The organism is Allomuricauda ruestringensis DSM 13258, assembly GCF_000224085.1.
Taxonomy (GTDB): domain Bacteria; phylum Bacteroidota; class Bacteroidia; order Flavobacteriales; family Flavobacteriaceae; genus Flagellimonas; species Flagellimonas ruestringensis.
In genome coordinates this window covers 3521096-3545774 of record NC_015945.1, presented here as the reverse complement: position 1 = coordinate 3545774, position 24679 = coordinate 3521096, and the positions used below count along the sequence as shown (strand labels likewise).

Genomic DNA, 24679 nt, shown 5'->3' with positions numbered 1-24679 from the left:
AAAATCATGCTTAAATTCATAGTTGTTATTTTAATAAACCAACCAACCTTCCCCCTATGAAAAATCTCTTTCACAAACCTGTATTTCTTGCCGTTGCTTTTCTTGTTGTCATACTTTTCGGTGTAGCAGGCTATCATTATGCCATTGGATACCCCGCTTGGATAACCATGCTCGCAGGAATCTTAATTGGCATTTTGTTGCTCATCGTTTTAAAATTAGTGCTGACTTGGATTGCCCCTTTCGCCAAAAAAATCCCGATTACTCTAGTGACCACCGTTCTTGGTGGTTTTTTAGCACTTTATATTATGCGGATGTATGCTTTTGGATGGCCTTCGATTTTATTTTACGGATTGGCACTATTTGGTTTTGTCTGTTTACTCTTGCTCACTTTTGGTGTTTGGCAAATTGTCAGAAAGAAGAATGCTAAAAAAGGGACCGTTCTTGTTATTTTAGGTGTTGCTCTGGGAGTTTTAGGTTTTTATGGATTCAATGCTTTGGATGGTGATCCTTATGTAGATGTATCATCATCAGAAGAAACAGTCAATATTACCTTTTTGAGTGAAAGAGATATTGAAGACCCTTCCCAAAAAGGAAACTTTGAGGTAGAAGTTTTTACCTACGGAAGCGGAACGGATGAAAAACGACCTGAATATGCAGAAGGTATTAAGATAAAAACACCAACAGTTGATGCTTCATTATTGCTTCCTGAGTGGAAAGGGAAAAAGAAGAAATGGCGTGAAAAATATTGGGGCTTTGGTGTGGATAGCTTCCCATTAAATGCTCGGGTGTACATGCCCAAAGGAGTTGGGCCTTTCCCTATGGTAATGATGGTGCACGGCAACCATAGTATGCTCGACTATTCCGATGGAGGCTATGCCTATCTTGGAGAACTTTTGGCCAGCAGAGGGATTATAGGCGTCTCTGTTGATGAGAATTTCATCAATGGGCATTGGTCCGGTGATTTTATGGGGAAAGAAATGCCCACCCGTGGATGGCTTTTGCTAAAACACTTGGAACAATGGCAAAAATGGAACGATGGAGCTAACCCGGATATCAAGGATAAGGTAGATATGGACAATATTGTGCTTGTGGGGCATTCCAGAGGTGGAGAAGCGGTATCCATAGCAGCAGCTTTCAACAAATTGGATAGGTTTCCCGACAATGGCAATGAAAAGTTCAATTTTGATTTTGGCATAAAAGGAATTATCACCATAGCGCCAACGGATTACCGTTACAATCGTGAAATCAGTCTGGAAGACATCAATTATTTGTCAATTCAAGGTGCATACGACTCGGATGAGACGAGTTTTTGGGGGATGCGGCCTTTTTATCGTTTACAATTTTCAGATGATTTTGATGGTTTTAAAGCAGGTTTGTATATGAACCACGCCAATCATGGTCAGTTTAATTCCACATGGGGCAGGTCGGATTTTGGTGCACCCATGAGGTGGTTGCTCAATCTTAAGCCTTTGGTTACGGGTGAAGAACAACGTCAAGTCGCCAAAGTATATGTAAGCGGTTTTGCGGAAGCTATATTGAAGGGAAACCAAGATTACATGTCCATGTTCAAAAATGTGGATTTGGTAAGCGATTGGCTGCCCAAAGAAGATTATTTGAGTCAATATAGCGATACCTACAAAGAAATACTCGTGAACTTTGAAGGTGATTTGGATGTAACGAGCGCATCGAATGGCATAAAATTATTTGCTGATAATTTTAAAGTCTGGAGGGAAATGGAGTTGGAGGCCCGAGATGGGGGAAGTCAACAGAACAATGCCTTGGTGCTTGGATGGAACCATGGTATGAACATCGGCAAGGATTCCATCCCAATTTATAGTATAGCTCTTCCTGATACTTTAAAGAACTTTGGTTCTGTCGATACTTTGGCTCTTTCCGTGGCTATTGGAGATGTTTCAGAGTTAAAAATGGAGGGTAAAGAAAAACCTGAATTACCAGATGTGGGTTTCAATTTTAGCATTATGCTCAAGGATAGTTTAGGCAATTTCGCTTCGGTGGAGTTGACCGAAGGGAATAGGCTTCCCAAAAAAATCAAAACCAAGTTTACCAAGTTTGATTTTTTAGATGAGAAAATGATAGGCAAGGATTCTGAGATCCGATTGAAAAGCTGTTATATTCCCATATCTTCTTTTATCAAGAGGAACGATAGCCTGAATCTGTCCAAGCTGAAAAGCATCAATTTAGTTTTTGACAAAGATACTTTGGGGGTTGTTGTTTTGGATGATATTGGTTTTTATAAAAAAAACTAAATCAACCCTTGTATGATGTTTAACGGTGTGGCAAACCCCAAATCAATGTAGGGCCGAAGAAGTGGTGTCTTCCTCAAATCCAGTTGTAGCATACCCATCGCGCGGTTTTGCCGACAACGGATTTGCGATTCGGCCAAGTTCCCATTGGTTATAGTGTAGGCTTTCGTAGTTGCATTTAATTGCCCTTTTTCACCATTGAGGAGGTATATGGTCTTACCGTTGTTTTGATTCTTTGATGTTATCTCATGGTAGATTATGGGTTTTCCATAAAGGGAGGACGCTACGACCTTGTTGTTGGATTTATAAAGTGCAATGTTTTTGATATTGTGCCCCATACAATCCATTTTGGTTTTCCAGGAAAAAACACCGAATTGCCGATCTTCTGAAACCACGAAGCCAATCTGGTGTTCATCTTCATTATAAGCAGCTGCTAAATCGTCAAATTTTTTGGTGGACCTTATGTTTTCAATTATTCCCCGCATTTTTTCGTTGATGGTCACTATTTCATCCAAGTTTTGACAATCAACAGTGTCCAACCCATTAAGTTGAATGAATAGGTTGTCCAATTGGGCAAGAGTGTTTTTAGCATCAAACTGTTCGAGTTCCATATTGTTGGAATTGTTACAGCTTGTGAACGGTATCAAAAGTCCAAATGTAATACATGCTGTAATTATTGTTTTCAATCTCATAAGAATGCAATTTTTATCTAAAGGTGGGGTATAAATTTTAATGTTAAGGGTCAAAATCAACCAATGGCCTGTATGAATTGATGAATGGCCCATTTCCCTTTATAAAGATTCGAATCTGATGATAGGTTGTGTGTATTATCAAACATTTAACATGCCTAGCAGAACGCCGTAGATTTGGTTGTATAAGTATTATCTTTGTTGTTGATTCCTTAACAAGATGGCAGAGTTGATAAGACTTTACGAAGAAAACCCGAATCCCAAGCAAGTTGAAAAAGTTGTGAACGTGCTTAGGAAAGGAGGGCTTGTAATCTATCCTACGGATACGGTTTACGGTCTTGGTTGCGATATAACCAACTCAAAGGCCCTACAGCGCATTGCAAGGATAAAAGGGATAAAGTTGGAAAAGGCCAATTGGTCCTTTATTTGTGCGGACTTGAGTAATTTGTCCGATTATGTTCGGCAGATAGATGGTCCAACATTTAAATTATTAAAGCGTACCCTTCCCGGGCCTTATACTTTTATACTTCCAGGGAACAACAACCTTCCGAAAGATTTTAAAAAGAAAAAAACGGTGGGTATCCGCGTGCCCGATAATGCGATTGCCAGGGCATTGGTGTCCGAATTGGGCCACCCTATTGTTTCTACATCTATTCGGGATGATGACGACATTTTGGAATATACCACAGATCCTGAACTTATTTATGAGAAATGGCAGAACCTTGTAGATATTGTCATTGATGGTGGTTACGGAGATAATGTGGCATCTACAGTAATAGATCTTTCCGGTGAAGAACCCGAAGTGATACGGGAGGGCAAGGGCAGCCTTGAGATATTCTGAATAAAAAAAGCGGCCAATTGGCCGCTTTTCTATTGTAAGCTAAAGCTTATTTCTTATTTGCCTGTACCGCCGATTGCAGGATCTTTCATTCCTTCTTCGATCATGTTGTAGAACTGATCGATTTTTGGAAGTACAACAATTCTTGTTCTTCTGTTCTTGGCTCTATTGGCAGAAGTATCGTTGTCAACAAGTGGTATGTAGTAACTACGTCCAGCAGCTGTCATTCTAGCAGGGTCTACACCAAAGTCGTTTTGTAGGATTCTAACAACAGATGTTGCTCTTTTGGCACTTAGGTCCCAGTTATCCAATAGTACACCACTTCTGTATGGTACGTTGTCGGTGTGTCCTTCTACCATAAATTCAAAATCAGGCTTGTTGTTCACCACTTTGGCTACTTTGCCAAGCACTTCTTTTGCAGCATTTGTTACGTTGTAGCTTCCACTTCTAAACAACAATTTGTCGGAAATGGATACGAATACCACACCTTTTTCAACACTGATTTCGATGTCTTCGTCATCCAAGTTGCCCAATACGCCTTTTAGGCTCTGTACCAAAGCAAGGTTTACAGAGTCTCTACGTGTAACGGCATCTTGTAATTTTCTGATGGTAAGGTCTTTTTCACGAAGACTTTCCAATGATTTCTCAAGGTTTTCGGCACCTTTTGTAGTAAGCGTTGTCAAGTTGCCCATGTTGTTGATGAGCTCTTGGTTATTTGCTTTAAGGAATGCGTTTTGGTCTTCAAGTGTTTTCAACCTGGAATCTGCAGTTGCTTTTTCTTCCAAGCAATCGTTCAATTTAACGGTTGCAGAATTCAATAGGTCTTGGGTTTCTTTGTGTTTGGCTTCAAGATCGGCATATTTCTTTTGCGATACGCAAGAAGATAGAAGAACTGTCATCGCCAATGTTCCTAGAAAAAATTTTTTCATAGTTCAGAATATAATTTAAGGATTGTTAGATTTATCAAATGTCGAAAAACAATACCAAAATTAGATAAAAAGCAAGGTATCTATATTTCGGCATCGTTAATCTTTTACTAAAATGTTAAAATTATTTACTTGATGTACGAAATAGGACCATACTATGGATGTCGTAATGTGGTACTTTAATAAAAAATTAGCTTTTTCGCGCTTTCTGTACATTTTTATAAAGTTAACATAAAAACTGAGATGAGCCTTTAAAATGGCAAAACAGTGATCGAACTTTAATTGAAAAATGAATCGCACGGCAGCAATGCCATCCAATAGTAAACGGACAAAAATTATGGGCAGTGCTTTTTTTCTTGGAAGATTTTTTGTAATGGAGTAGAGCGAGTTCCTGAAATTCAGAAAAGTTTTCTTGGGATTCATGTTGGACAATGTGCTGCCTCCTAAATGATACACATGGCTTTGGCCAACGTAATACACTTTGTGTCCGGCATTTTTGGCCCGCCAACACAGATCAATTTCTTCTTGATGGGCAAAATAGTCCTCATCGAAGCCGCCTAGTTTTCGGAATACATCACTTTTAATAAACATACAGGCACCTGTGGCCCAAAATACTTCTTTTACATCGTCGTATTGTCCCTCGTCCTTTTCTATGGTCTGGAATATGCGTCCCCTACAAAAAGGATAACCGAACATGTCTATAAACCCTCCAGCTGCACCGGCATATTCAAAATGGTCCTTTTGGTTAAGATCCAATACTTTGGGTTGGATTATGGAGGCATCAGGAAGGGTGTTAAAGGCTTCTTTTATGGGTTCCAGCCAGTTTGGAGTTACCTCAACATCAGAATTCAACAAGCAGAACACATCTGCCTCAATGTTTTTAAGTCCATCATTGTAACCTTTGGCAAAGCCTCCGTTGGATGTATTCTGAACAATACCAATAGTGGGGTAGTGTTGTTTTAAAAAATCGACCGAACCATCGGTGCTGGCATTGTCCACAACATAAATATCAGCTCCTCCGGAACATTCCATAACCGAAGGCAGAAACCTTTCGAGTAAGGCTTCCCCATTCCAATTGAGTATGACGACGGCAATTTTCAAAACGGAGGCAAATTAACGGCTAAAATCAGGAATTTCCTCTAAAAACCTGTATTTTTCATTCCCGTGGTCCATTTCACAATAATAATGTTCCAAACCATTGGTCACCATTAGGTAGTTAGCTTTTAGTTGATAGTTGTACCTCGCAATCTGGTCGAAGGTGGATTGGGTTATTTTAATTTCCGGTGCTTTGCACTCTACAAGTAGAAAAATAGAACCATCCGAATTAAAAACAACAATATCGTAGCGTTTCTTGAGTTTGTTGACCGTTAGTTGCTTTTCGGCATTCACCAAGCTTTTAGGGTAGTTCTTCGTATACACCAAAAAATGAAGTACATGCTGTCGTACCCATTCTTCAGGTTGGAGTACCACAAATTTTTTACGGATATCGTCAAAAATGTACTGTCTATTTTGGCTATTTTTGATACGAAATGAATAGGGCGGAAAGTTCAAAGCTTGCATGCTACAAAACTGGTGATATAAATTGAATGGACAAAGTAAAAGAGATTGTATCGGAAATCAATAAGGGAAACCCAAAACCTATTTATTTTTTAATGGGGGAGGAGCCTTACTATATTGACCGTATTACCCAGTACATAGCCGAAAATGTTCTTACGGAGGATGAAAAAGGATTTAACCAAATGGTGCTTTATGGCAAAGAGACCTCTGTTGATGAAATAGTTGCCAATGCCAAGCGGTTTCCGATGATGGCCCAGCACCAGGTTGTTATAGTTAAAGAGGCGCAGCACCTTTCCAGAACCATCGAAAACCTTGTTCCGTATGCCGATAACCCTCAACCAACCACTATTTTGGTGCTTTGTTACAAGTATAAAAAATTGGATAAGCGTAAAAAACTCTACAAGACCATAAAAAAGAGTGGGGAACTTTTTGAAAGTAAAAAGCTTTACGATAACCAAGTTGCAGATTGGATAAGGAGAACTTTGGCCAGCAAAAAATATAAGATATCACCAAAATCTTGCGTGATGCTCGTGGAGTTTTTGGGAACGGACTTGAGCAAAATCAGCAATGAGCTTGAAAAATTGACCTTGGTTGTGCCCCCAACTACCGAAATCACACCTGATTTGATAGAGGAGCATATCGGCATTAGCAAGGATTTCAACAATTTTGAGCTGAAAAAGGCAATTGGTGAACGCAACGTAAAAAAGGTATCCCAAATTATTGACTACTTTGCCCAAAATCCAAAGGACAACCCATTTGTGGTTACGGTTACGCTGTTGAACACATTCTTTACGCAGTTGTTACAGTATCACGGACTTAAAGACCATTCTCCAAGTAATGTGGCCAAAGTATTGGGAGTAAATCCATACTTTGTGAACGAGTATGTAGTGGCCGCAAAAAACTACCCTATGAAAAGGGTGAGCAGTATTATCTCCAGTCTAAGGACATTGGATTTAAAAGGCAAAGGGGTAGGGGCCAGCAATATGACACAAGCCGACTTATTAAAAGAACTCCTATCCGAAATAATCTAGGATTACTTTTTGTCCACGCTGTATTTACCTGGACCCAATAGCATGATGACCACAAATATGGTTAGGTAAAGTAAAGCCATCTCCTTTTTTCCGAATGGATCAGCTCCGTGGATCATAAAGCCTGCAACAAACATGGTTATTGCGGTAGGTATAGCGGCCCATCTGGTTTTAAAACCTATAATGATTAAAAGTGGACAAATAAATTCACCAACAACGGCCAAAAAAAGAGACGGAGCTTGACCAATACCAAAAGGGTTGACAAATTCCGTGTTACCGTTGATCAGATTCATAAGTTTAGGGTAGCCGTGGGTTAGCATAAATGCAGATGGTACAATTCTAAGCAAAGCAAGCCCTAGGTGTATCAAAGTATTGTTTTTCATTCTTGGGGAAAAATTTTTAATCCGTGTGAATGTATAAATTATGTTTTAAAAAACGTAACAATAATTGACGAAAAGTGTTTTTGGGAGAATCCACACCGGAGAAAAAACATTACCTAAGCGCTGGGTAGGATTTCGGGTCGGATTCGTGCATAATCTGGTAAACCTTCTCAAAAATGTCCTCAGCGTTGGGTTTGGAAAAGTAATCCCCATCTGATGCGTAAGCTGGACGGTGCGCTTTTGCTGACAAGGTTTGTGGAGCACTGTCCAAATAACGGTAGCCTCCTTGTTTTTCGACCACTTCTTGCAATAAATAGGCAGAGCATCCACCGGGAACATCTTCATCGATTACCAAGAATCTGTTGGTTTTTTGCAGACTTTTCACCACATCATGTTCCAAATCAAATGGAAGCAATGATTGGGCATCAATCACTTCTGCATCTATACCTACTTCCAAAAGGTCGTTGGCTACTTTTTCCACAATCCTAAGGGTGGAACCGTAGGATAGCAATGTAATGTCCGTTCCTTCTTTTAGGGTTTCCACTTTACCGATCGGCGTGCAGAACTCACCTAAATTGGAAGGTTTCTTTTCTTTTAAACGATACCCGTTCAGGCTTTCGATAATCAAGGCAGGTTCGTCACTTTTCATAAGTGTGTTGTAGAAACCTGCGGCCTGTGTCATGTTTCTGGGAGTAAGGATGTACATTCCCCGTAACAAATTGATCAATCCGCCCATGGGTGAGCCAGAGTGCCATATTCCCTCCAAACGGTGTCCTCTGGTACGTACAATAAGCGGCGCCTTTTGTTTTCCGACGGTTCGGTACATTAGCGTTGCCAAATCGTCGCTCAATGTTTGGATAGCGTAAAGAATGTAATCCAAATATTGTATTTCGGCAATGGGGCGCAAACCTCGTAGTGCCATTCCAATTCCCTGTCCTATTATGGAAGTTTCGCGTATTCCCGTATCGGCGACCCTTAATTCTCCATATTTCTTTTGAAGCCCTTCAAGCCCTTGGTTTACATCTCCAATATTCCCAGTATCCTCGCCAAATACCAAAGCTTCTGGATACTTAGTGAAAAGGGCGTCAAAATTGTCCCTTAAAATGATTCTACCATCTACCTCGCTCTCATTGGAATAGGAGGGGAGTACTTGTTCCACTTTGGTGGCTTTATTACCAAGTTCGTTATATAGATGTGAGCTAAATTGTGGCTCATTGGTTGCCAAGAAATCATCCACCCATTGTTGAAGCTGTTTTTTCTCTGGTGTAGATTCCCCCAAAAGATAACGAAGCGCTTGTCTGGATTTGGACGCTAAATCCTTTTTCAAGGGTTCCTCGATAGCTATTAAGTCGTTCTTCAATTTGGTTATAAAAGCACGATTTGGACTTTGGTTTGCTGTCTTTTCCAGTAGTGGTACCAATTCTTTTTTAGCGGCCAATTGTGGTTTTAAAAACTCGGACCATGCTTCTTTTTTGGCAGCACGCACTTTGTGCTTTATTTCACGTTCCACTTTTTTAAGATACTCTTCGGTACTTATGCCGTTCTCAAGAATCCACTCTCTAAAACGTTTGTTACAATCATTTTCCCGTTCCCATTCCAAACGCTCGGAGGACTTGTATCTTTCATGCGAGCCCGAAGTAGAGTGACCTTGGGGTTGGGTAAGCTCTGTTACATGGATAAGTACGGGCACATGACCTTCCCTGGCAATGTCCGAAGCATTTTCAAAAGCATGGATCAGGGCGGTGTAATCCCACCCCTTTACTTTTAATATTTCAAAGCCCTTTTTGTCGTCATCACGTTGCAATCCGCTAAGGGCTTCGGAGATATCACCTTTGGTGGTGTGATATTCCGATGGCACGGAAATACCGTATTCATCATCCCAAATACAGACGACCATGGGCACTTGCATTACCCCAGCGGCATTCATTGTCTCAAAAAAATGTCCTTCGCTGGTACTGGCGTTACCGATGGTCCCCCAAGCTACTTCATCTCCATTTTTGGAGAAGTTGGTCTGATCAATGCCGTCAACATTGCGATATATTTTAGAGGCTTGGGCCAAACCAAGCAAGCGAGGCATTTGGCCTGCTGTACAGGAAATATCTGCGCTACTGTTTTTTTGTTCCGTTAGGTTTTTCCAAGAACCATCTTCATTTAAACTATGGGTTACAAAATGGCCGCCCATTTGCCTTCCGGCACTCATGGGCTCTTTCTCCAAGTCCGTAGTGGCATAAAGTCCGTGAAAAAAGGCCTTTGGACTTAAATAGCCCAATGCCATCATAAAGGTCTGGTCACGGTAATACCCGCTCCTAAAATCACCATCTTGAAATGCCCTTGCCATGGCCAACTGTGGAAGTTCCTTTCCATCTCCAAAAATACCAAACTTGGCTTTTCCAGAAAGTACTTCCCGTCTCCCCATTACACTACATTCCCTGCTGGTGACAGCTGTCTCATAATCTTGAAGAATCTGAGATTTGAAATCGTCAAAGGAAATATCGTTACTTGTACTAGGGTTAGGTTTCATGAATTGTTGAAGATTTCTGCGAAATTACTAAAAATCCTTCAAAATTGCAATGCAGAACTTCGTTAATAAAATATAAATAATTCAAAAATACACTTGGTATATTATGTATTTATCATTTGACTAATGTAAAAAAAGCTTTTGGTTGTCAATTTGATAATTAAAACCACTTTCTTGTAAACAACCCAATCAAGGTTCTTGGACTTATGGTAACCACAAAACGAATACGTTGTCCGTAATCGTCTTGGCCAATTTCCCAACCTCTGTTGGAATACATGGGAAAGTAGAGTTCAAAATAGTCCGTTACCAAATTCAAGCGGATACCGGAGTCGTAAACAAAACGGGTATCGTCACCTTTATTTTTAATAAAGCCAAGGTCACCGTAGGCTTCTACCCATCGCCAGATATTGGTGCTTGCGTTGGTCGTAGCAATCCAATCGTTTGCAAAAGGGTTTTCGAGTTTTGATTTAAACCCGCCCTCGGCAATAATAATTTGCTGACTGTACAAGCCAGAACTCTCGGACCTACCCAAATAAGCAAGGTCGAACATGTAATCCGTTGGTCTGTCCAAGGCAAAACTAAAAAAGTCCGACGCTGTCTTGTTGCGTAAAAATTTGCCTGCATAAAAGCGCAAGTTCAATTGTCTGTTGCTCTGAAACAATTTTCTATATTCCAGTTCAAAGGCAAGTTTGGTAAACTCGCTGGAATGTTGGGCATCTACCGACCAAGATGAATAATTCAGGATATTGTTGTCCACATCGGTAAACCTAACATTCATTACGCCGTAGTCGGGGTCAGTATCCAATTCACCTACCAGACTTTCATCTATGGTCCTAAACACGCTTCTATACCTAAACAGCAAGCTTTGTCTACGGTTGGAGAGTAGGTCGTTGGGACGCCAGCCAAAACTAACTGCAGGTGTGATTGTGGTAAATCTTGAATTTTCCTGAAAGTGGGAGGTTGATGCTGAAAACGAATAATTGGTAACGTACAGCCCGGTTTTTTTATGATACTTACGGTACCTAAAACCAACTTTCCCCACGAGGGTGCGCTCCAAAAAGGAATAAGTGGGCGATATATCGTACTGGAATTGCCTTTCCAGAAAGGTTTTGTTGTAGAGCCTTAATCCAGGTGTTATACCATCGTATAGGTTAAAGTTTGCTATGGGGACATAAAACACCTGATTGTAATAGGGGTCCTCGGTGTCTTTAAAGAATTGGAACTTTAATTTTTTATTGCTCGATAGCCAACCGTTCAAAGTCTTCCAGTTATCACGTTGATTGAACTCGGGGATTTTTTGATCGTAGTTCAATACCAAACGATCTTCACTCTTTCGGGGAATGGTGAAACTCTCGGTGGTATCTATGTCCGAAAACCAATATTGGGATACCACGGAATCATTTTCGAGTCCAAAAACCGATATGGGCACTTTGGTTCCCTGTTTATTCTTAAGTACAAAGGTGATGGAATCCTCGGTTTTTTCTACTTTCTTGATTTTGAAATCAATCTTTTTGTCAGTGGCCACATATTCTTCAAAAAACCAATCCACTTCCTTGTCCGCATATTTTTCGATGGTTTTTCTAAAATCAGCGGCCGATACAAACTGTTTTTGTTTATAATTCTTGAAGAAATCCAGAACCGTACTGTCTATTTTCTTTTCACCCAAATAAGCGGACAGATAGGACATGCCGAGACCAGCTTTGTACCCATTGGCAATTTTTTGGTTGAACTTGATCAGGGAATCGTTGGAAGTTGTTAGTGCTTGGTCGATGTTTTTACGTGCAGAGAGCATGCTGAACAGGGAGTACTGCTCGTTAAAATCCATTTGTGCCAAATGAAAGTTTTTTAATCCCCAGATTTTGGAAAGCTTACCGATCAGCTTTTGGTCGGGGTAATGCTCTTCCACATATTTAATCATCAGATAGTATCCAATGGCATCGTTCACCCATCGTTCCTTTCGTGGATCTAGGTATAAAGACTCCTTTAAATAATTGCGAATGGCCGTTTTCAAAAACTTCATCTCAAATTGAAACTGCTCTTCGTATGGCCTTATAAAAGATGGGAGCTGACTGATTCCGTACAGCGGAGATCTATTATAATCGAATTCACTCACTAAAAGATTATCATGAGGGTACCCCCCTAGGTTTTCATGAAGAAATTGTGCAATTTTTATAATGGATATTCCTTGGGATATTTCCTCGTACTTGTTCGATTCAATATCCGTAGTGATGGTGAGGTAATCCGTAACGTGCTTGGTGAACCTTTCATCAATGGTGAGAATGATTTCACAGTTTTTTCTTTTGTCGCCAATAAGTTGCACATGCTGTCCTCCCGGAAAATTTGAAATACTGGACATTCGGTAGTTTGATGCCAGGAACAACCGCTCCGGGAAGGTAAAATTAATTCGGGTCTCCGTAATGTCCGTATAGAGGTCATCAAGGTTTATGTTGTTGTACAATTTCCAGTCACCATCAAAAACAGCTGGGGTCAAGTACCAATCCTGTAAGTTATACCCAAGGTTATCGGTGCGCCCGTAACCCGTAAACTTGGCACTGGGCAATTTAATGGTGTAGGTAAAAAACAACTGAATGGATTCTCCGGGCTTAAGTATTTCATTCAAGGTGACGGAAATGATATCTGTATTTCCCTTTCTTTTCCAATCCAAACCAGCATAGTTGTCATCTACAATGGTTTTAATGGTGGTTTTGCCTCTTTCCCTGTCTTTTGCCAAATGAAGACTTCGGTTGAATTCTTCTGCAAACCGCTTGGCCAGTGCCGTGTTTTTGTTGGAATATGCATGGTTCCAATCGTTGAAATACAAGGTGGATAATCCTTTGTTCGATTGGTTGACATAGGTAAAATGTTGCCGAATCCGTATTTGGTTGGTGGGTCCATCGAGGGTGGCCACTATCTCATTTTTGTGCTGTCCCCAAAGTTTGGGACACACCATTATAATAAGCAGCGAAATACTAAGTAATACTCGATGGTTGATCAATGCAGCAAAATTAAAAGTTTGGACTAAGGGTTCTGCCCTTGTAAAAGGCATCTATAATTTCGACGACTTCATCCTCAGTATCCACTAATTTGATTAAATCCAGGTCTTTTGCGCTAATGTTACCAGCCTCGACCAGGGTATTTTTGATCCAATCCATAAGTCCTTTCCAGAACTCCGTGCCAACAAGTATAATTGGGAATGTATGTATTTTGTGTGTTTGAATAAGCGTGAGTGCTTCAAAGAATTCATCCAACGTACCAAAACCTCCAGGCATTACCACAAAGCCTTGGGAATATTTTACAAACATTACTTTTCTAACAAAGAAGTAGTCAAAATCAAGGCTTTTGTCATCGTCAATGTAAGGATTGTCGTGCTGTTCAAACGGAAGTTCTATGTTCAAACCTACCGATGTTCCTCCAGCTAGGTTGGCTCCTTTGTTACCTGCTTCCATAATTCCCGGTCCACCACCAGTAATGACCCCATAACCGGCCTCGGCAATTTTTTTGGAGATTTTCACTGCCAAATCGTAATAAGGATGGCCTTCCCGAACCCTTGCGGACCCAAAAATGGATACACATGGGCCTATTACGCTCATCTTTTCAAATCCATTGACAAACTCACCCATAATCTTGAAAATGGCCCATGAATCGTTTGTCTTAATCTCATTCCATCCTTTGGAATGTTGTTCTTTTCGCATCTGCATAATTGTCTAGTGTTTTAAACCGCGCGTTTAATTTTTTGCTTTGTATTATCTAATTCTTTCCTCAAAAATTTGGCCGTATAGCTTTTCTTGTCCTTAGCCACCTCTTCCGGGGTTCCTGATGCAACAACTGTACCGCCACCTCTTCCACCTTCGTAACCAATATCTATAATATGGTCCATCATTTTAATTACGTCCATATTGTGCTCTATTACCAAAATGGTGTTGCCTTTGTCCACCAAACGTTCAAGCACTTCCATAAGTACCCGAATATCTTCAAAGTGGAGGCCTGTGGTTGGTTCGTCGAGGATGTAAAAGGTGTTTCCAGTATCTCTTTTGGAAAGCTCCGTGGCCAACTTTACCCTTTGGGCTTCACCGCCGGATAGGGTAGTGGACTGTTGTCCCAATGATATATAACCCAAGCCTACATCTTTTATTGTCTTAAGTTTACGATGAATTTTTGGAATATTTTCAAAGAAATCTACAGCTTCGTTGATGGTCATCTCCAAAACATCTGCAATGGACTTCCCCTTGTATCTTATTTCCAAAGTCTCACGATTGAATCTTTTGCCATTACAGGTCTCACATTCTACATAAACATCGGGCAAAAAGTTCATTTCAATCACTTTGAGACCTCCTCCTTGACAGGTTTCGCAACGCCCTCCAGCCACATTAAAACTAAAGCGACCGGGTTTGTACCCTCGGATGGTAGCTTCGGTAGTTTTGGAGAATAGGGAACGTATTTCGCTAAAAACACCTGTATATGTCGCTGGATTGGAGCGTGGAGTACGTCCAATAGGCGATTGGTTGATGTCGATAACCTTGTCAATATGCTGTAAACCCGTAATTTTTTTATACGGCATCGGTTTTTTTACCCCATTAAAATAATGGGCGTTCATAATAGGGTAGAGGGTTTCGTTGACCAAAGTGGATTTGCCACTTCCTGAAACTCCGGTAACCCCAATAAGTTTACCCAAAGGGAAATCAACCGTCACATTTTTAAGGTTATTCCCTGTACAGCCCGAAAGCACAATTTTTTTACCGGTTCCTTTGCGTCGTTTTTCGGGCACAGGAATTTCAAGCTCGCCCGTAATGTATTGTGCGGTTATCGTATGGTGGTCAATCAATTCTTTTGGACTTCCTTCGGAAATGATTTCCCCGCCGTGTTTACCTGCTTTTGGACCAATATCGATAACATGGTCGGCACTTTCGATCATATCCCGGTCGTGTTCCACCACAATAACGGAATTGCCAATATCGCGTAGTGCCTCCAAGGATTGAATCAAACGTTCGTTGTCCCGCTGATGCAGACCAATACTAGGTTCATCCAAAATGTAAAGTACACCCACCAATTGCGAACCTATTTGTGTGGCCAATCGAATGCGTTGGGCTTCACCACCGGACAAGGATTTGGAGCTTCGGTTCAACGAGAGGTAATCCAGCCCAACATCCAGTAAGAAACCAATACGGGACTTGATTTCCTTTATAATTTCTTCCGCAATCTTTTTTTGGTTGCCCTCCAGCGTATCTTCCAAATGTGTAAAGAAATTGGCAAGTTCGGCAATATCCATCTCTGCCAATTCGGCAATGTTCTTACCATCAATTTTAAAATAGAGGGATTCTTTTCGCAAACGCGAACCATTACAACTTGGACATTCCACTTTGTCCATATAATCTTTGGCCCATCGTTTTATCGAAGTGGAATTGGCTTCTTCGTATTGGGTTTTGATAAAATTGGAAATACCTTCGTAATCAATTTTGTACTGCCTTTTTACCCCCAAACTTTTGGAATCCACCTCAAAACTTTCCTTGCCACCGTTCAAAATAACGTTTATGGCCTCCTCGGGTATCTTTTCTATTGCATCCGTAAGGTCAAAATTGTAGCGTTGCGCAATGGTTTCCAGTTGCTTAAAGGCCCACGATTTTTTGTATTCGCCCAAAGGGGTAAGGCCTCCTGACTTGATGGATACTTTTTTGTTCGGGATTATTTTATCCTCGTTCACTTGGAATACATGGCCCAATCCACTGCATTCAGGGCACATTCCTTTGGGGGAGTTAAAGGAAAACGTATTGGGTTCTGGAGTGGGGTAGGAGATACCGGATGATGGACACATCAAATCTCTACTGAAGTAACGCGGCACTGTTTCGCCCTCTTCCAAAACCATGAGCACATTGTCTCCGCTGTACATAGCGGTATTGATGGTTTCACTCAACCGTTTATGAAAATCGTCGCTATCGCCAACCTTCAAGCGGTCTATTACAATCTCAATATCGTGGGTTTTGTATCGGTCCACCTTCATCCCTTTGGTAATGTCGGTGATTTCACCATCAACCCTGACTTTTACAAAGCCTTGCTTTGCAATCTGTTCAAAAAGTTCGCGGTAATGTCCTTTTCTGGATTTGATTACCGGTGCCAACACATTTATTTTTTTGCCGAGGTAGGTTTCAATAATCAAATCTTTGATCTGTTCATCGCTGTAGCTTACCATTTTTTCGCCCGTGTTGTAACTGTAGGCATCTCCTGCGCGGGCAAAGAGCAAGCGTAGGAAGTCGTACACCTCGGTAATGGTGCCCACTGTAGAGCGGGGAGATTTTGAAGTGGTTTTCTGTTCAATGGCGATTACGGGGGAGAGTCCATCAATTTTATCCACATCGGGTCGTTCCAATCCACCCAAAAACTGTCTGGCGTAGGCCGAAAAGGTTTCAATGTACCTACGTTGCCCCTCGGCATAAATGGTATCGAAGGCTAAAGAGGATTTCCCACTGCCCGAAAGTCCTGTAATTACAACAAGCTTTTCGCGCGGAATGGTGACATCTATATTTTTGAGGTTATGGACCCTTGCGCCCTTAACCTCAATATGTTCTTCGTAATTGATCATAAATCATAGCAAACCTCAAATGTAGCGATTTGGGATGTAAAAAGGAAGTGGTCTTTTGTTTTCGTTTTTGTTAATTGATTGGTTTATTTTTGAGTTTAGAAACAGTCATTTCTGTAATGACGATTTGGTTTCGGTCGCTGAGCGGCGGTCATTGAAAGAAGCCGAAATGAGCCGATGTGACAAACGGCACTGGATTCCGTGTCAAGCACGGGATGACACTTGTAAGTCCATGGGAGATTTCCCGTCGCTTCGCTCGCTCGAAATGACGCAATGGGCAAAGGTGTCCCCGTGTTTACGGTTCTTTCAAGTCAACCTTGTCATTTTTGAACCGCCCAACGGGAGGTTGAAAAACCTAGTCACCCTGAACTGGTTCCGGGGTCTCACAACCTGTGTCATTCTGAGTGAAACGAAGAATCTCTTCATCGGCAAAAAGTTTGGGCACACCTGCCCACTATATGCATGGGACTTGAGAAAGGGGATTCTTCAGTCGCTCTGCTCCATCAGAATGACATTGGCGGCTTTTAACCATAATAGCATTAAAATACATTACGGGTCAAACTAAGTGGCGAAAGTACTTGGGAATGGGCATTGGCTGCATTTTCCAAGTACTTTTTTTATGATGCTCATCGGTGACCTCGATAAAAAAGTAACTTGCCCCTCCCTCCAATTTAGAGGGAATGTGTTCCACGGTAAAAATCCGTTCTTCACTTAAAAAAACATATTCCGTGCTTTCCCCGTTCGGGGCTTGTTTTATCTTTCCGTTCCTTAGGATCAAGTTGGGTTCGGCCAAAATGCTATTGCTCTTGTGCCAACACAAATACCGTATTTCTCCAGTGCGTAGCTTGTCGATTTTAATAGTGTAATACTCGTCGCCGAAATAGGCCAAAATACACTTAATATTGGGGTCTCTCCAAAAAATGGCTAAGTAGGTTTAAGTTGGTTTGGAATGGATTCAACGCCAATATGTGCTCGGCTATTGTATTAAACCTTATTTCTTTTGCCCCAATGGGCACCGTGTAGCCATCCAGCTATGTAAATAATAAATCCTAAAGCTACCAAGCAAAATATCTGTAAGGCATTTATAGTTTCGAGTGTAGTCATTGTCTTATTTTGATGACGAAACTACACGATGTGCAATAATTTTGCACAACCAATTGACGAATGCCTCATTTGAATTGAGGAATACCCCATTTGAGCCAACATAAATTCTGAAAACATAGCGCAAGAAGGAAAATTATCCAAGGAGTTGCGACATCTGTCCATTTTATCGCAAGGCACATCGCCCCACCTTTGTAGTGTCAATAACGACGAAATCATTTTTAAGAATTCAAAAAAGAAAATTATGACACGTTTACAAGCATTAGATCCAAAGGAGGCCACCGGAAAATCAAAAGAACTATTTGATGCTATCCAAGGTAAATTGGGCATGGTACCCAACATGATGAAAACCATGGGAAATTCCCCAGAGGTTTTGGAAGGCTATTTGGGCCTTAGCGAAGCTTTGGGCAAAGGATCTTTGGGCGGAAAATTGGGTGAGCTATTGGCTTTGACCGTAGCAGAATCCAACGCCTGTAACTATTGCTTATCCGCCCACTCGTTTATCGGTGGAAAATTGGTAGGGATCGATGCCGATACCCTGCAAGCTGCAAGAGAAGGTGTAAACGCCGAGCCAAAAATCGCGGCAGCACTTCAATTTGCCAAAACCTTGATCAATAAAAACGGACGCGTATCTTCAGAAGATGTGGAAACCGTAAAAGCAGCCGGGTATTCCGATGGCGCCGTGGGTGAGATCGTGGCACACGTAGCCTTGAACGTTTTCACCAACTATTTCAACAATACCGCCAATACCGATATCGATTTTCCCGTAGTCGAAACAGTTTAAGTGTGTAAGCTAAAATCGTAATGGTTAAATAAATGAATCAATTCAAGGGCAGGGGCTTTCAATGTTCCTGCCTTTTTCTTTTTACTGATTGTTCGCAATCAATCATAGAAACAAAAAGTTGTCAGGTCGAGCGCAGTCGAGACCTCATTTTTAGGATGTTGGGTTTAATAACTTCTCGACTTAAGTTTATCTTGAGCGAAGTCGAAAAGCTCGAAGTGACAGTGCATTATGATTGATTACGGATATTCAAATTCTTTTTTTAAATCGCAAGTATGGAAATCGAAAAAAAATACCCGTTGCCTCCCTTTACCAAGGCAACCGCACGGGAAAAGGTACAATTGGCCGAAGATGCCTGGAACAGCCAAGACCCCGAAAAGGTGAGCATGGCCTACACCGTGGACACCGAATGGCGCAACCGTTCGCAGTTTATCAACGGGCGTGAAGAAGTGGTCGCCTTTTTGAAGGAGAAGTGGCAAAAAGAAAAAAACTACAAGCTACGAAAGGAACTATGGGCCTTTACCGACAATAAGATTGCAGTTCGTTTTGAATACGAATACCAAAATGCCGAAGGGGCGTGGATGCGCGCGTATGGAAACGAGAATTGGGAATTCAACGCGCATGGGCTTATGCATAAACGCTATGCCAGCATCAACGATCTGCCCATAGACGAAACCGAAAGACGACTTTAGTCAATTTTGAAGATATGTCACTTCGAGCTGTCATCCTGAGCGTAGTCGAAGGAGCAGTCGAGAAGTCTTGTATCTCAATAGTAGAAATGGGGCTCGACTGTGCTCGACCTGACAAGGTTTTGGGAACATAAAAATTCATTTCTCGATACAATTTTTGGACTTAGGTCCAAAAACCACTCGAAATGACGAATTTTTATCAAATGCACTAGGGTTAACATATAAAATCAAAAAATGGACATTTACAACACCAACACGCTTATTGACGAACAAACCGGGAACCTGGCCTTTAAACTCTTCGGTTTTGAGGATAGCTGCCAGTTTTGCGACACGCACCGGTTTAATTACTATTCCTTGATCTGGATAAAAAAGGGGAGGGGCACCGCCCAAGTGGACTTTTCGGAGTACACCTTTACGCCAAACACCCTATTTGCCGTAACGCCCTACCAACCTTTTACATTCACCGAGGAAGAACCGTTGGAGGGCGTGGTGTTGCATTTTCACCCCGATTTTTTCTGCATCCACAAGCACCACGAACAAGTGGCCTGCAACGGGGTGCTTTTCAACAATATTTACAGTCCGCCCATGCTTTGCGTTACAGAAGATATGCAACAGGAGTTTGAGATGATATTGCGGCAAATGCGTACCGAGGTACAAAAAACCGAACTGGCGCAGTACGAACTGTTGGTCTCTTACCTTAAAATATTTTTGATAACGGCCTCCCGTGCCAAGACCAAACAACAGCCCGAAGCTTTGGAAGGTACACCGGACGAAAAGGAGCCCTTTATCCTCCAAAAACTCAAAAACCTGATTGAAACCCACTATAAGACCAAACACTCTGCCGGAGAATACGCGGATCTGTTGAACATTAGCCCCAAGGCCCTGGCCAAGATGACCAAAAGCCATTTTAACAAGACCATGACCAACCTGATCAGCGAACGGATCATTATTGAGGCCAAGCGCGAACTGTACCTGACCGATAAAACGGTAAAGGAGATTGCCTACGACCTTGGGTATGACGATGAGCACTACTTTAGCCGTTTTTTTAAGAACAATGCGGATATCTCGCCCACAACGTATCGTGAAACCGTGGGCTTTGCCCGTGCCATAGCGTAAACCGAACGTATTATGAAGGCACACCTTATCCACCAAACCCTGTCGCTGCCCTTTGGGCAGGTGTATAAAACCTTAAAGCAACGCATTGTGGAGCACGGTTTTTTGCTCCTGCACGAGATTGATACCCAAGCCATTGTGGCCAAACATGGCGTAAGCATACCGCCATTGCGGCAATTGCTCTTTTTTGAGCCCACATACATTGCCCAGATCATGGCAAACGACCCCTTGGCCATAAACGATATCCCCCTAAAATTGGTATTGCAAGAACTAGATGCCCAAACCACCCAACTGAGCTTTAAAAACCCGGTTGGCAGCCTACAGGATTATGGCTTGGAGCCTGCCATGGCAGCCGAAATGTTGGAACGGGTAAAGAGAATAGTCGACATTAATTAAATTTCTCGAAGAAGAAAACTGCCTCTTACAACCTATTGTGGGAGGTGGTTGGATTCTTATACTTTTTGGAATGTTGGAGCAAGCCCTTTAGGGCTTTTTTGTCTGTGTTAGGGAAAAACCCCAGTTTTTTTAAGGTTTTAAGACAATAATTTTCACTTTCCATTCTTTATATTTGGCATTGACTTCCCCATACATTATTGAAAATTATAGGATTTTAAAGATTAAACATTCTGTTGTCGTAATAAGTAGTTCCCTATATAATTAAGAGACAATGGTTTAAAATTGAAATGAATTGCTCTATATTTGGTAAGCAAACCAATCAGTATAATATGGACGTAGCCATACCTTTTGAAAGTCTTTCGGTAAGTGAGGATTGGACATTTAAAAATGTTAAGTCCACAGAACAGTGGACCCATGGATATCATAGATATCCAGCCAAATTTCTTCCAAATATTGTAAAAAAAATCATAGAGGATTATACAAAGGAAGGAGATGTTGTTGCTGATTTATTTGCAGGATGCGGAACTACTTTAGTAGAGTCTAAAATCCATGGAAGAAAATCGGTAGGTGTGGATATCAATCCTGTTGCTCAATTGATTGCACGAGTTAAAACTCAACCTATAGATCCAAAAGAGTTAGATAGAGTTTTTAAAGATTTGGTTAATTCTCTCGAGTTCTACGATGAGAAGAACTATCATAACATTGAGAAACATGATAGAATCGATTACTGGTTTTTTCCTGAAAATAAGTACAGAATAGCATACTTGTACGATTTGATTTCTGGGTTGCCAGAGTCTCAAAAAATAAAGGATTTCTTTTTGGTCGCATTATCACATATTTTAAAAAATTGCTCCAGATGGCTTCAAACAAGCACTAAACCTCAAATAGATCCTGATAAAGTTCCTGTAAGTGTATTTTTTGCGTTTAAAAAACAGGTGAAAACAATGATTCGTAAGAATTCTGATTTTTTTAAAGAGCTTAAAAAACTTCAATACAGTAATGTTGAAAGCCAAATATTTTTGCAAGATGCCAGAAAAACCGAAATTGAGGATTCTTCCATTAGTACAGTCATTACATCTCCTCCATATGTTACTTCTTATGAGTATGCCGACCTGCATCAATTAACAGGATATTGGTTTGATTATGTCTCCAATTTATTGGAGTTTAGGAAAAATTTTATTGGCACCTTTTATTCATATGGGACAGAATTGAAAACTGAATCCAAGACTGCTCAAGATTTAATTGACCAGCTAAAGAATATACATCTGAGGACAGCTAAAGAAGTGGCTAATTATTTTAATGACATGAAAATGGTGGCAGATGAAATGTATCGAATATTGAAAAATGATGGTTACGCTTTTATTGTTATTGGAAATACCACTTTTAAAAATGTGAAAATATTATCTGCAGAAATTTTTTCAGAATTACTGGAGTTAAGCGGATTTGAAGTCCATGATGTTATCAAAAGGTCCATACCCCACAAACTGATACCTACCATAAGGGATAAAACTACGGGCAAGTTTACCACAGTTGCTAATAAGAATAGTAAAAAAGTCTATCCTGAGGAATATATAATTATAGCTAGGAAATAATGGGCCAAGATAAATTTAAAATTAGGCCGTATGCCAGATTGTTGACAATGCTTGGGGAACAACTCATTAAAAATGAGACCATAGCATTAGTAGAGTTAATAAAAAACTCTTATGACGCTGACGCTGACTGGGTGCAAATTAGGTTAAATGATTTTGAGATTGATGAGAATGATGAAGATAAACTTATAGCTAACAAGAATTCATCGATTGAAATTGAAGATGATGGAGAGGGAATGACCTTCGATATCATTGAGAAATCATGGATGAACCCTGCTACTCCTGCAAAATTGAAGTTGAAGCAAGATGAACAATCTCGCAGGACCAAAGTTAAAAACAGAATAATACAAGGAGAAAAAGGTATTGGGAGATTTGCAATCTACAAATTAGGTTCAACGATTGAAATTACTTCAAGAAGTAAGGAAACTGGTAATGAAATATATGTTGACAATGATTTGTCAAGATTTGATTCCGATTTTCTTACAGAGAATGATGTGGAAAAGGAAATTTTCTTGGACGACATTGAATTGGAGTATGAAATAAGGCCAACTGCTAAAACAATCATCGAAAAAGATATAACCATAAGGCTGGATAAAAAGAAAAGAAAGCCGCATGGAACATTGATAAAAATATCAAACCTAAAGGGTGAATGGTCTAAGGCAAAACTAGATAACATTCTAGAGGAAATGTCAAAACTTGAACTTTCCTCCAAAAAGACCAGTGGGACTAGGTTTATTTATGACATAAAATTGAATGGCAGTTCGATTTTTCAAGAGGAGAATATAAATAAACTTGAATCCTATTTTTCAAGAGCACCGTTAAAGGTTACTGATGGTCATTTTGATGATAAGGCAAGGGTGTTCAAATTCAAATTGAATGATCAACAATTAACTGTCGATTTAAATCAATTAAATGGTATCAAGGAGTATGAAGATAGATTCCTAATAGAAAAAGATGGTAAGCGCTTGCAAAAAAACATTACTTGTGGTCCTTTTGAATTTGAATTCTATGTTTTTGACCTAACAACAAAGGCACCACCAAAATATAAACTTCAAAAGGCTGAGAGGGGATATATTAAAAAACACAGAATATATCTATACAGGGATGACATCAGAGTTTATCCATATGGCGACCCAAATGATGATTGGCTCGGTATTGATGTTTTAAGAGGAGTACATCGAGCAGGTAATTATTTGAGCATGGATCAAACAGTGGGTTTCGTTCAAATATCACAGGAAGATAATCCAGATTTAAGAGATAAAACTAATCGCGAGGGATTAATTGAGATTGGAGGTGTTTTCCAGGACTTCAAAGCTTTATTGCAAAGTTTTTTGGGATGGTTGAAAAAGGAATATAATAAATACACATTAGCTAATAAAGAAAAGGAAGCTGTTGAAGTATTCAAAAAGAAAACAATTAACAATGAGTTGGATTTAATCAAAGAATTCATTGCTGATAAAAAATACAGTGAGGCTTCTAAAATGCTTGTTTCTGCTTCAAAACATTATGAACAGGAGAAAAACTACTTAGTTGAAAGAGCTGAACAGACAGAGGATTTAGCAGCAGTTGGGTTGGCTGTTGAAACTGCTTCACATGATATCATGTTTATGATGGGAAGGGCCAAAGGTCTTTTGGATAATCTTCTAAAATCAAGTTACTATCAAGACATTGACTATGAACTCTTGGGAGAAGAACTAGAAAAGCTCAGAGGGCAGCTTTCTTTCATTGAAGATCAACTTGAAGGGATTCAGCCTATGTTTAGAAGTACTAAGAGAAAAGTCAAATCTCATCGTTTTAAGGTAATCTTTGATAAGGTCATTAAATATTTTGACTCTGTATTTAACAAATACAACGTTTCTCTGGATGTAATTGAAAAGGGTGGGCCATTAGTCATTGAATGTAACGATGGTGTAATTATGCAAGTTGTAATTAATCTATTGGATAATGCTGTTTACTGGCTGGCACATTCAATAGACGATGCAGAACCCAAGAATATTACTGTAGAAATTGACGGTCACAAAGAACAAGTTGTTGTTGCTGACAATGGAATAGGTGTACAGCCAGATGATATTGACTTCATTTTTGAACCCTTTTTTTCAACAAAAGGTAATGAAGGAAGGGGACTCGGTCTTTACATAGCAAAACAACTTTTAGAAAGGTATGACTATGAAATTTCCTATATCCAAAAAGAAGATTCAAAGGTGCTTAAAGGAGCTAATTTCAAGATTAAATTTTAAAG

Annotated in this window: 19 protein-coding genes; 9 read left to right on the top strand and 10 right to left on the bottom strand. The window is 40.4% G+C overall.

Features of this window, described 5'->3' with window-relative positions:
* The first annotated feature begins 56 nt into the window (after nt 1–56).
* Entirely contained in the window at nt 57–2267 is a 2211-nt protein-coding gene (locus tag MURRU_RS15985) for an alpha/beta hydrolase (RefSeq protein WP_014034528.1), read from the top strand.
* Here MURRU_RS15985 and MURRU_RS15980 read toward each other — a convergent pair.
* Entirely contained in the window at nt 2264–2956 is a 693-nt protein-coding gene (locus tag MURRU_RS15980; protein WP_148261528.1) for a hypothetical protein, read from the bottom strand. The two genes, MURRU_RS15985 and MURRU_RS15980, sit on opposite strands and share 4 nt — an antisense overlap.
* 217 nt (nt 2957–3173) lie before the next feature.
* On the opposite strand from MURRU_RS15980, the gene MURRU_RS15975 reads away from it, so the two are divergent.
* Nucleotides 3174–3794: an L-threonylcarbamoyladenylate synthase gene (locus tag MURRU_RS15975; protein ID WP_014034526.1), complete on the top strand. Its 621-nt coding sequence runs from the start codon at nt 3174–3176 to the stop codon at nt 3792–3794.
* Nucleotides 3795–3847: 53 nt separating this feature from the next.
* Here the strand turns inward: MURRU_RS15975 and MURRU_RS15970 are convergent, their stop codons facing one another.
* The 3 genes from MURRU_RS15970 to MURRU_RS15960 form a co-directional block, all read right to left on the bottom strand.
* Nucleotides 3848–4720, bottom strand: a complete 873-nt coding sequence (locus MURRU_RS15970) for an OmpA/MotB family protein (protein WP_014034525.1) — start codon at nt 4718–4720, stop codon at nt 3848–3850.
* A 96-nt stretch (nt 4721–4816) separates the two neighbouring features.
* Nucleotides 4817–5818 carry a glycosyltransferase family 2 protein gene (locus MURRU_RS15965; RefSeq protein WP_014034524.1) on the bottom strand — a complete coding sequence of 334 codons (1002 nt, stop codon included), beginning with the start codon at nt 5816–5818 and terminating at the stop codon, nt 4817–4819.
* 12 nt (nt 5819–5830) lie between these two features.
* Nucleotides 5831–6277 (bottom strand): type I restriction enzyme HsdR N-terminal domain-containing protein, encoded by a 447-nt coding sequence (locus tag MURRU_RS15960; protein WP_014034523.1) that lies wholly within the window; start codon nt 6275–6277, stop codon nt 5831–5833.
* Nucleotides 6278–6303: 26 nt separating this feature from the next.
* Between MURRU_RS15960 and holA the strand changes: the two genes are divergently transcribed.
* Nucleotides 6304–7305, top strand: coding sequence for a DNA polymerase III subunit delta (holA, locus tag MURRU_RS15955; protein WP_014034522.1), 1002 nt, complete (start codon nt 6304–6306; stop codon nt 7303–7305).
* Nucleotides 7306–7307: 2 nt separating this feature from the next.
* Here the strand turns inward: holA and MURRU_RS15950 are convergent, their stop codons facing one another.
* The 6 genes from MURRU_RS15950 to MURRU_RS15920 all read right to left on the bottom strand — a co-directional run bounded on the left by MURRU_RS15950 (nt 7308) and on the right by MURRU_RS15920 (nt 17660).
* Nucleotides 7308–7685, bottom strand: a complete 378-nt coding sequence (locus MURRU_RS15950; protein WP_014034521.1) for a DoxX family protein — start codon at nt 7683–7685, stop codon at nt 7308–7310.
* A gap of 109 nt (nt 7686–7794) precedes the next feature.
* Nucleotides 7795–10203 (bottom strand): alpha-ketoacid dehydrogenase subunit alpha/beta, encoded by a 2409-nt coding sequence (locus MURRU_RS15945; RefSeq protein ID WP_014034520.1) that lies wholly within the window; start codon nt 10201–10203, stop codon nt 7795–7797.
* A gap of 157 nt (nt 10204–10360) precedes the next feature.
* Nucleotides 10361–13246, bottom strand: a complete 2886-nt coding sequence (locus tag MURRU_RS15940; RefSeq protein ID WP_014034519.1) for a gluzincin family metallopeptidase — start codon at nt 13244–13246, stop codon at nt 10361–10363.
* Nucleotides 13206–13892: an LOG family protein gene (locus MURRU_RS15935; protein ID WP_041802127.1), complete on the bottom strand. Its 687-nt coding sequence runs from the start codon at nt 13890–13892 to the stop codon at nt 13206–13208. Before MURRU_RS15935 ends, MURRU_RS15940 begins: the two co-directional genes overlap by 41 nt.
* A 20-nt stretch (nt 13893–13912) precedes the next feature.
* Nucleotides 13913–16774 (bottom strand): excinuclease ABC subunit UvrA, encoded by a 2862-nt coding sequence (gene uvrA / locus MURRU_RS15930; protein ID WP_014034517.1) that lies wholly within the window; start codon nt 16772–16774, stop codon nt 13913–13915.
* Nucleotides 16775–17327: 553 nt separating this feature from the next.
* A complete protein-coding gene (locus MURRU_RS15920) occupies nt 17328–17660 on the bottom strand; it encodes a hypothetical protein (RefSeq protein WP_041801621.1) in 333 nt (110 codons plus the stop codon).
* A 456-nt stretch (nt 17661–18116) separates the two neighbouring features.
* On the opposite strand from MURRU_RS15920, the gene MURRU_RS15915 reads away from it, so the two are divergent.
* The 6 genes from MURRU_RS15915 (at nt 18117) to MURRU_RS15890 (ending at nt 24677) form a co-directional block, all read left to right on the top strand.
* The gene (locus tag MURRU_RS15915) at nt 18117–18656 is read left to right on the top strand and encodes a carboxymuconolactone decarboxylase family protein (RefSeq protein ID WP_014034515.1); all 540 of its coding nucleotides are present in this window, start codon (nt 18117–18119) and stop codon (nt 18654–18656) included.
* A 272-nt stretch (nt 18657–18928) separates the two neighbouring features.
* Nucleotides 18929–19345 (top strand): nuclear transport factor 2 family protein, encoded by a 417-nt coding sequence (locus MURRU_RS15910; RefSeq protein WP_014034513.1) that lies wholly within the window; start codon nt 18929–18931, stop codon nt 19343–19345.
* A 231-nt stretch (nt 19346–19576) separates the two neighbouring features.
* The gene (locus MURRU_RS15905) at nt 19577–20458 is read left to right on the top strand and encodes a helix-turn-helix domain-containing protein (protein WP_014034512.1); all 882 of its coding nucleotides are present in this window, start codon (nt 19577–19579) and stop codon (nt 20456–20458) included.
* A 12-nt stretch (nt 20459–20470) separates the two neighbouring features.
* On the top strand, nt 20471–20851 hold the full coding sequence (locus MURRU_RS15900) for a DUF302 domain-containing protein (protein WP_014034511.1): 381 nt from the start codon (nt 20471–20473) through the stop codon (nt 20849–20851).
* A 329-nt stretch (nt 20852–21180) separates the two neighbouring features.
* Complete coding sequence (locus MURRU_RS15895; RefSeq protein WP_049789129.1) at nt 21181–22443, top strand: DNA methyltransferase; 1263 nt, start codon at nt 21181–21183, stop codon at nt 22441–22443.
* A complete protein-coding gene (locus tag MURRU_RS15890; protein WP_014034508.1) occupies nt 22443–24677 on the top strand; it encodes a sensor histidine kinase in 2235 nt (744 codons plus the stop codon). The genes MURRU_RS15895 and MURRU_RS15890 overlap by 1 nt, the downstream gene beginning before the upstream one ends.
* Nucleotides 24678–24679 lie beyond the last annotated feature (2 nt).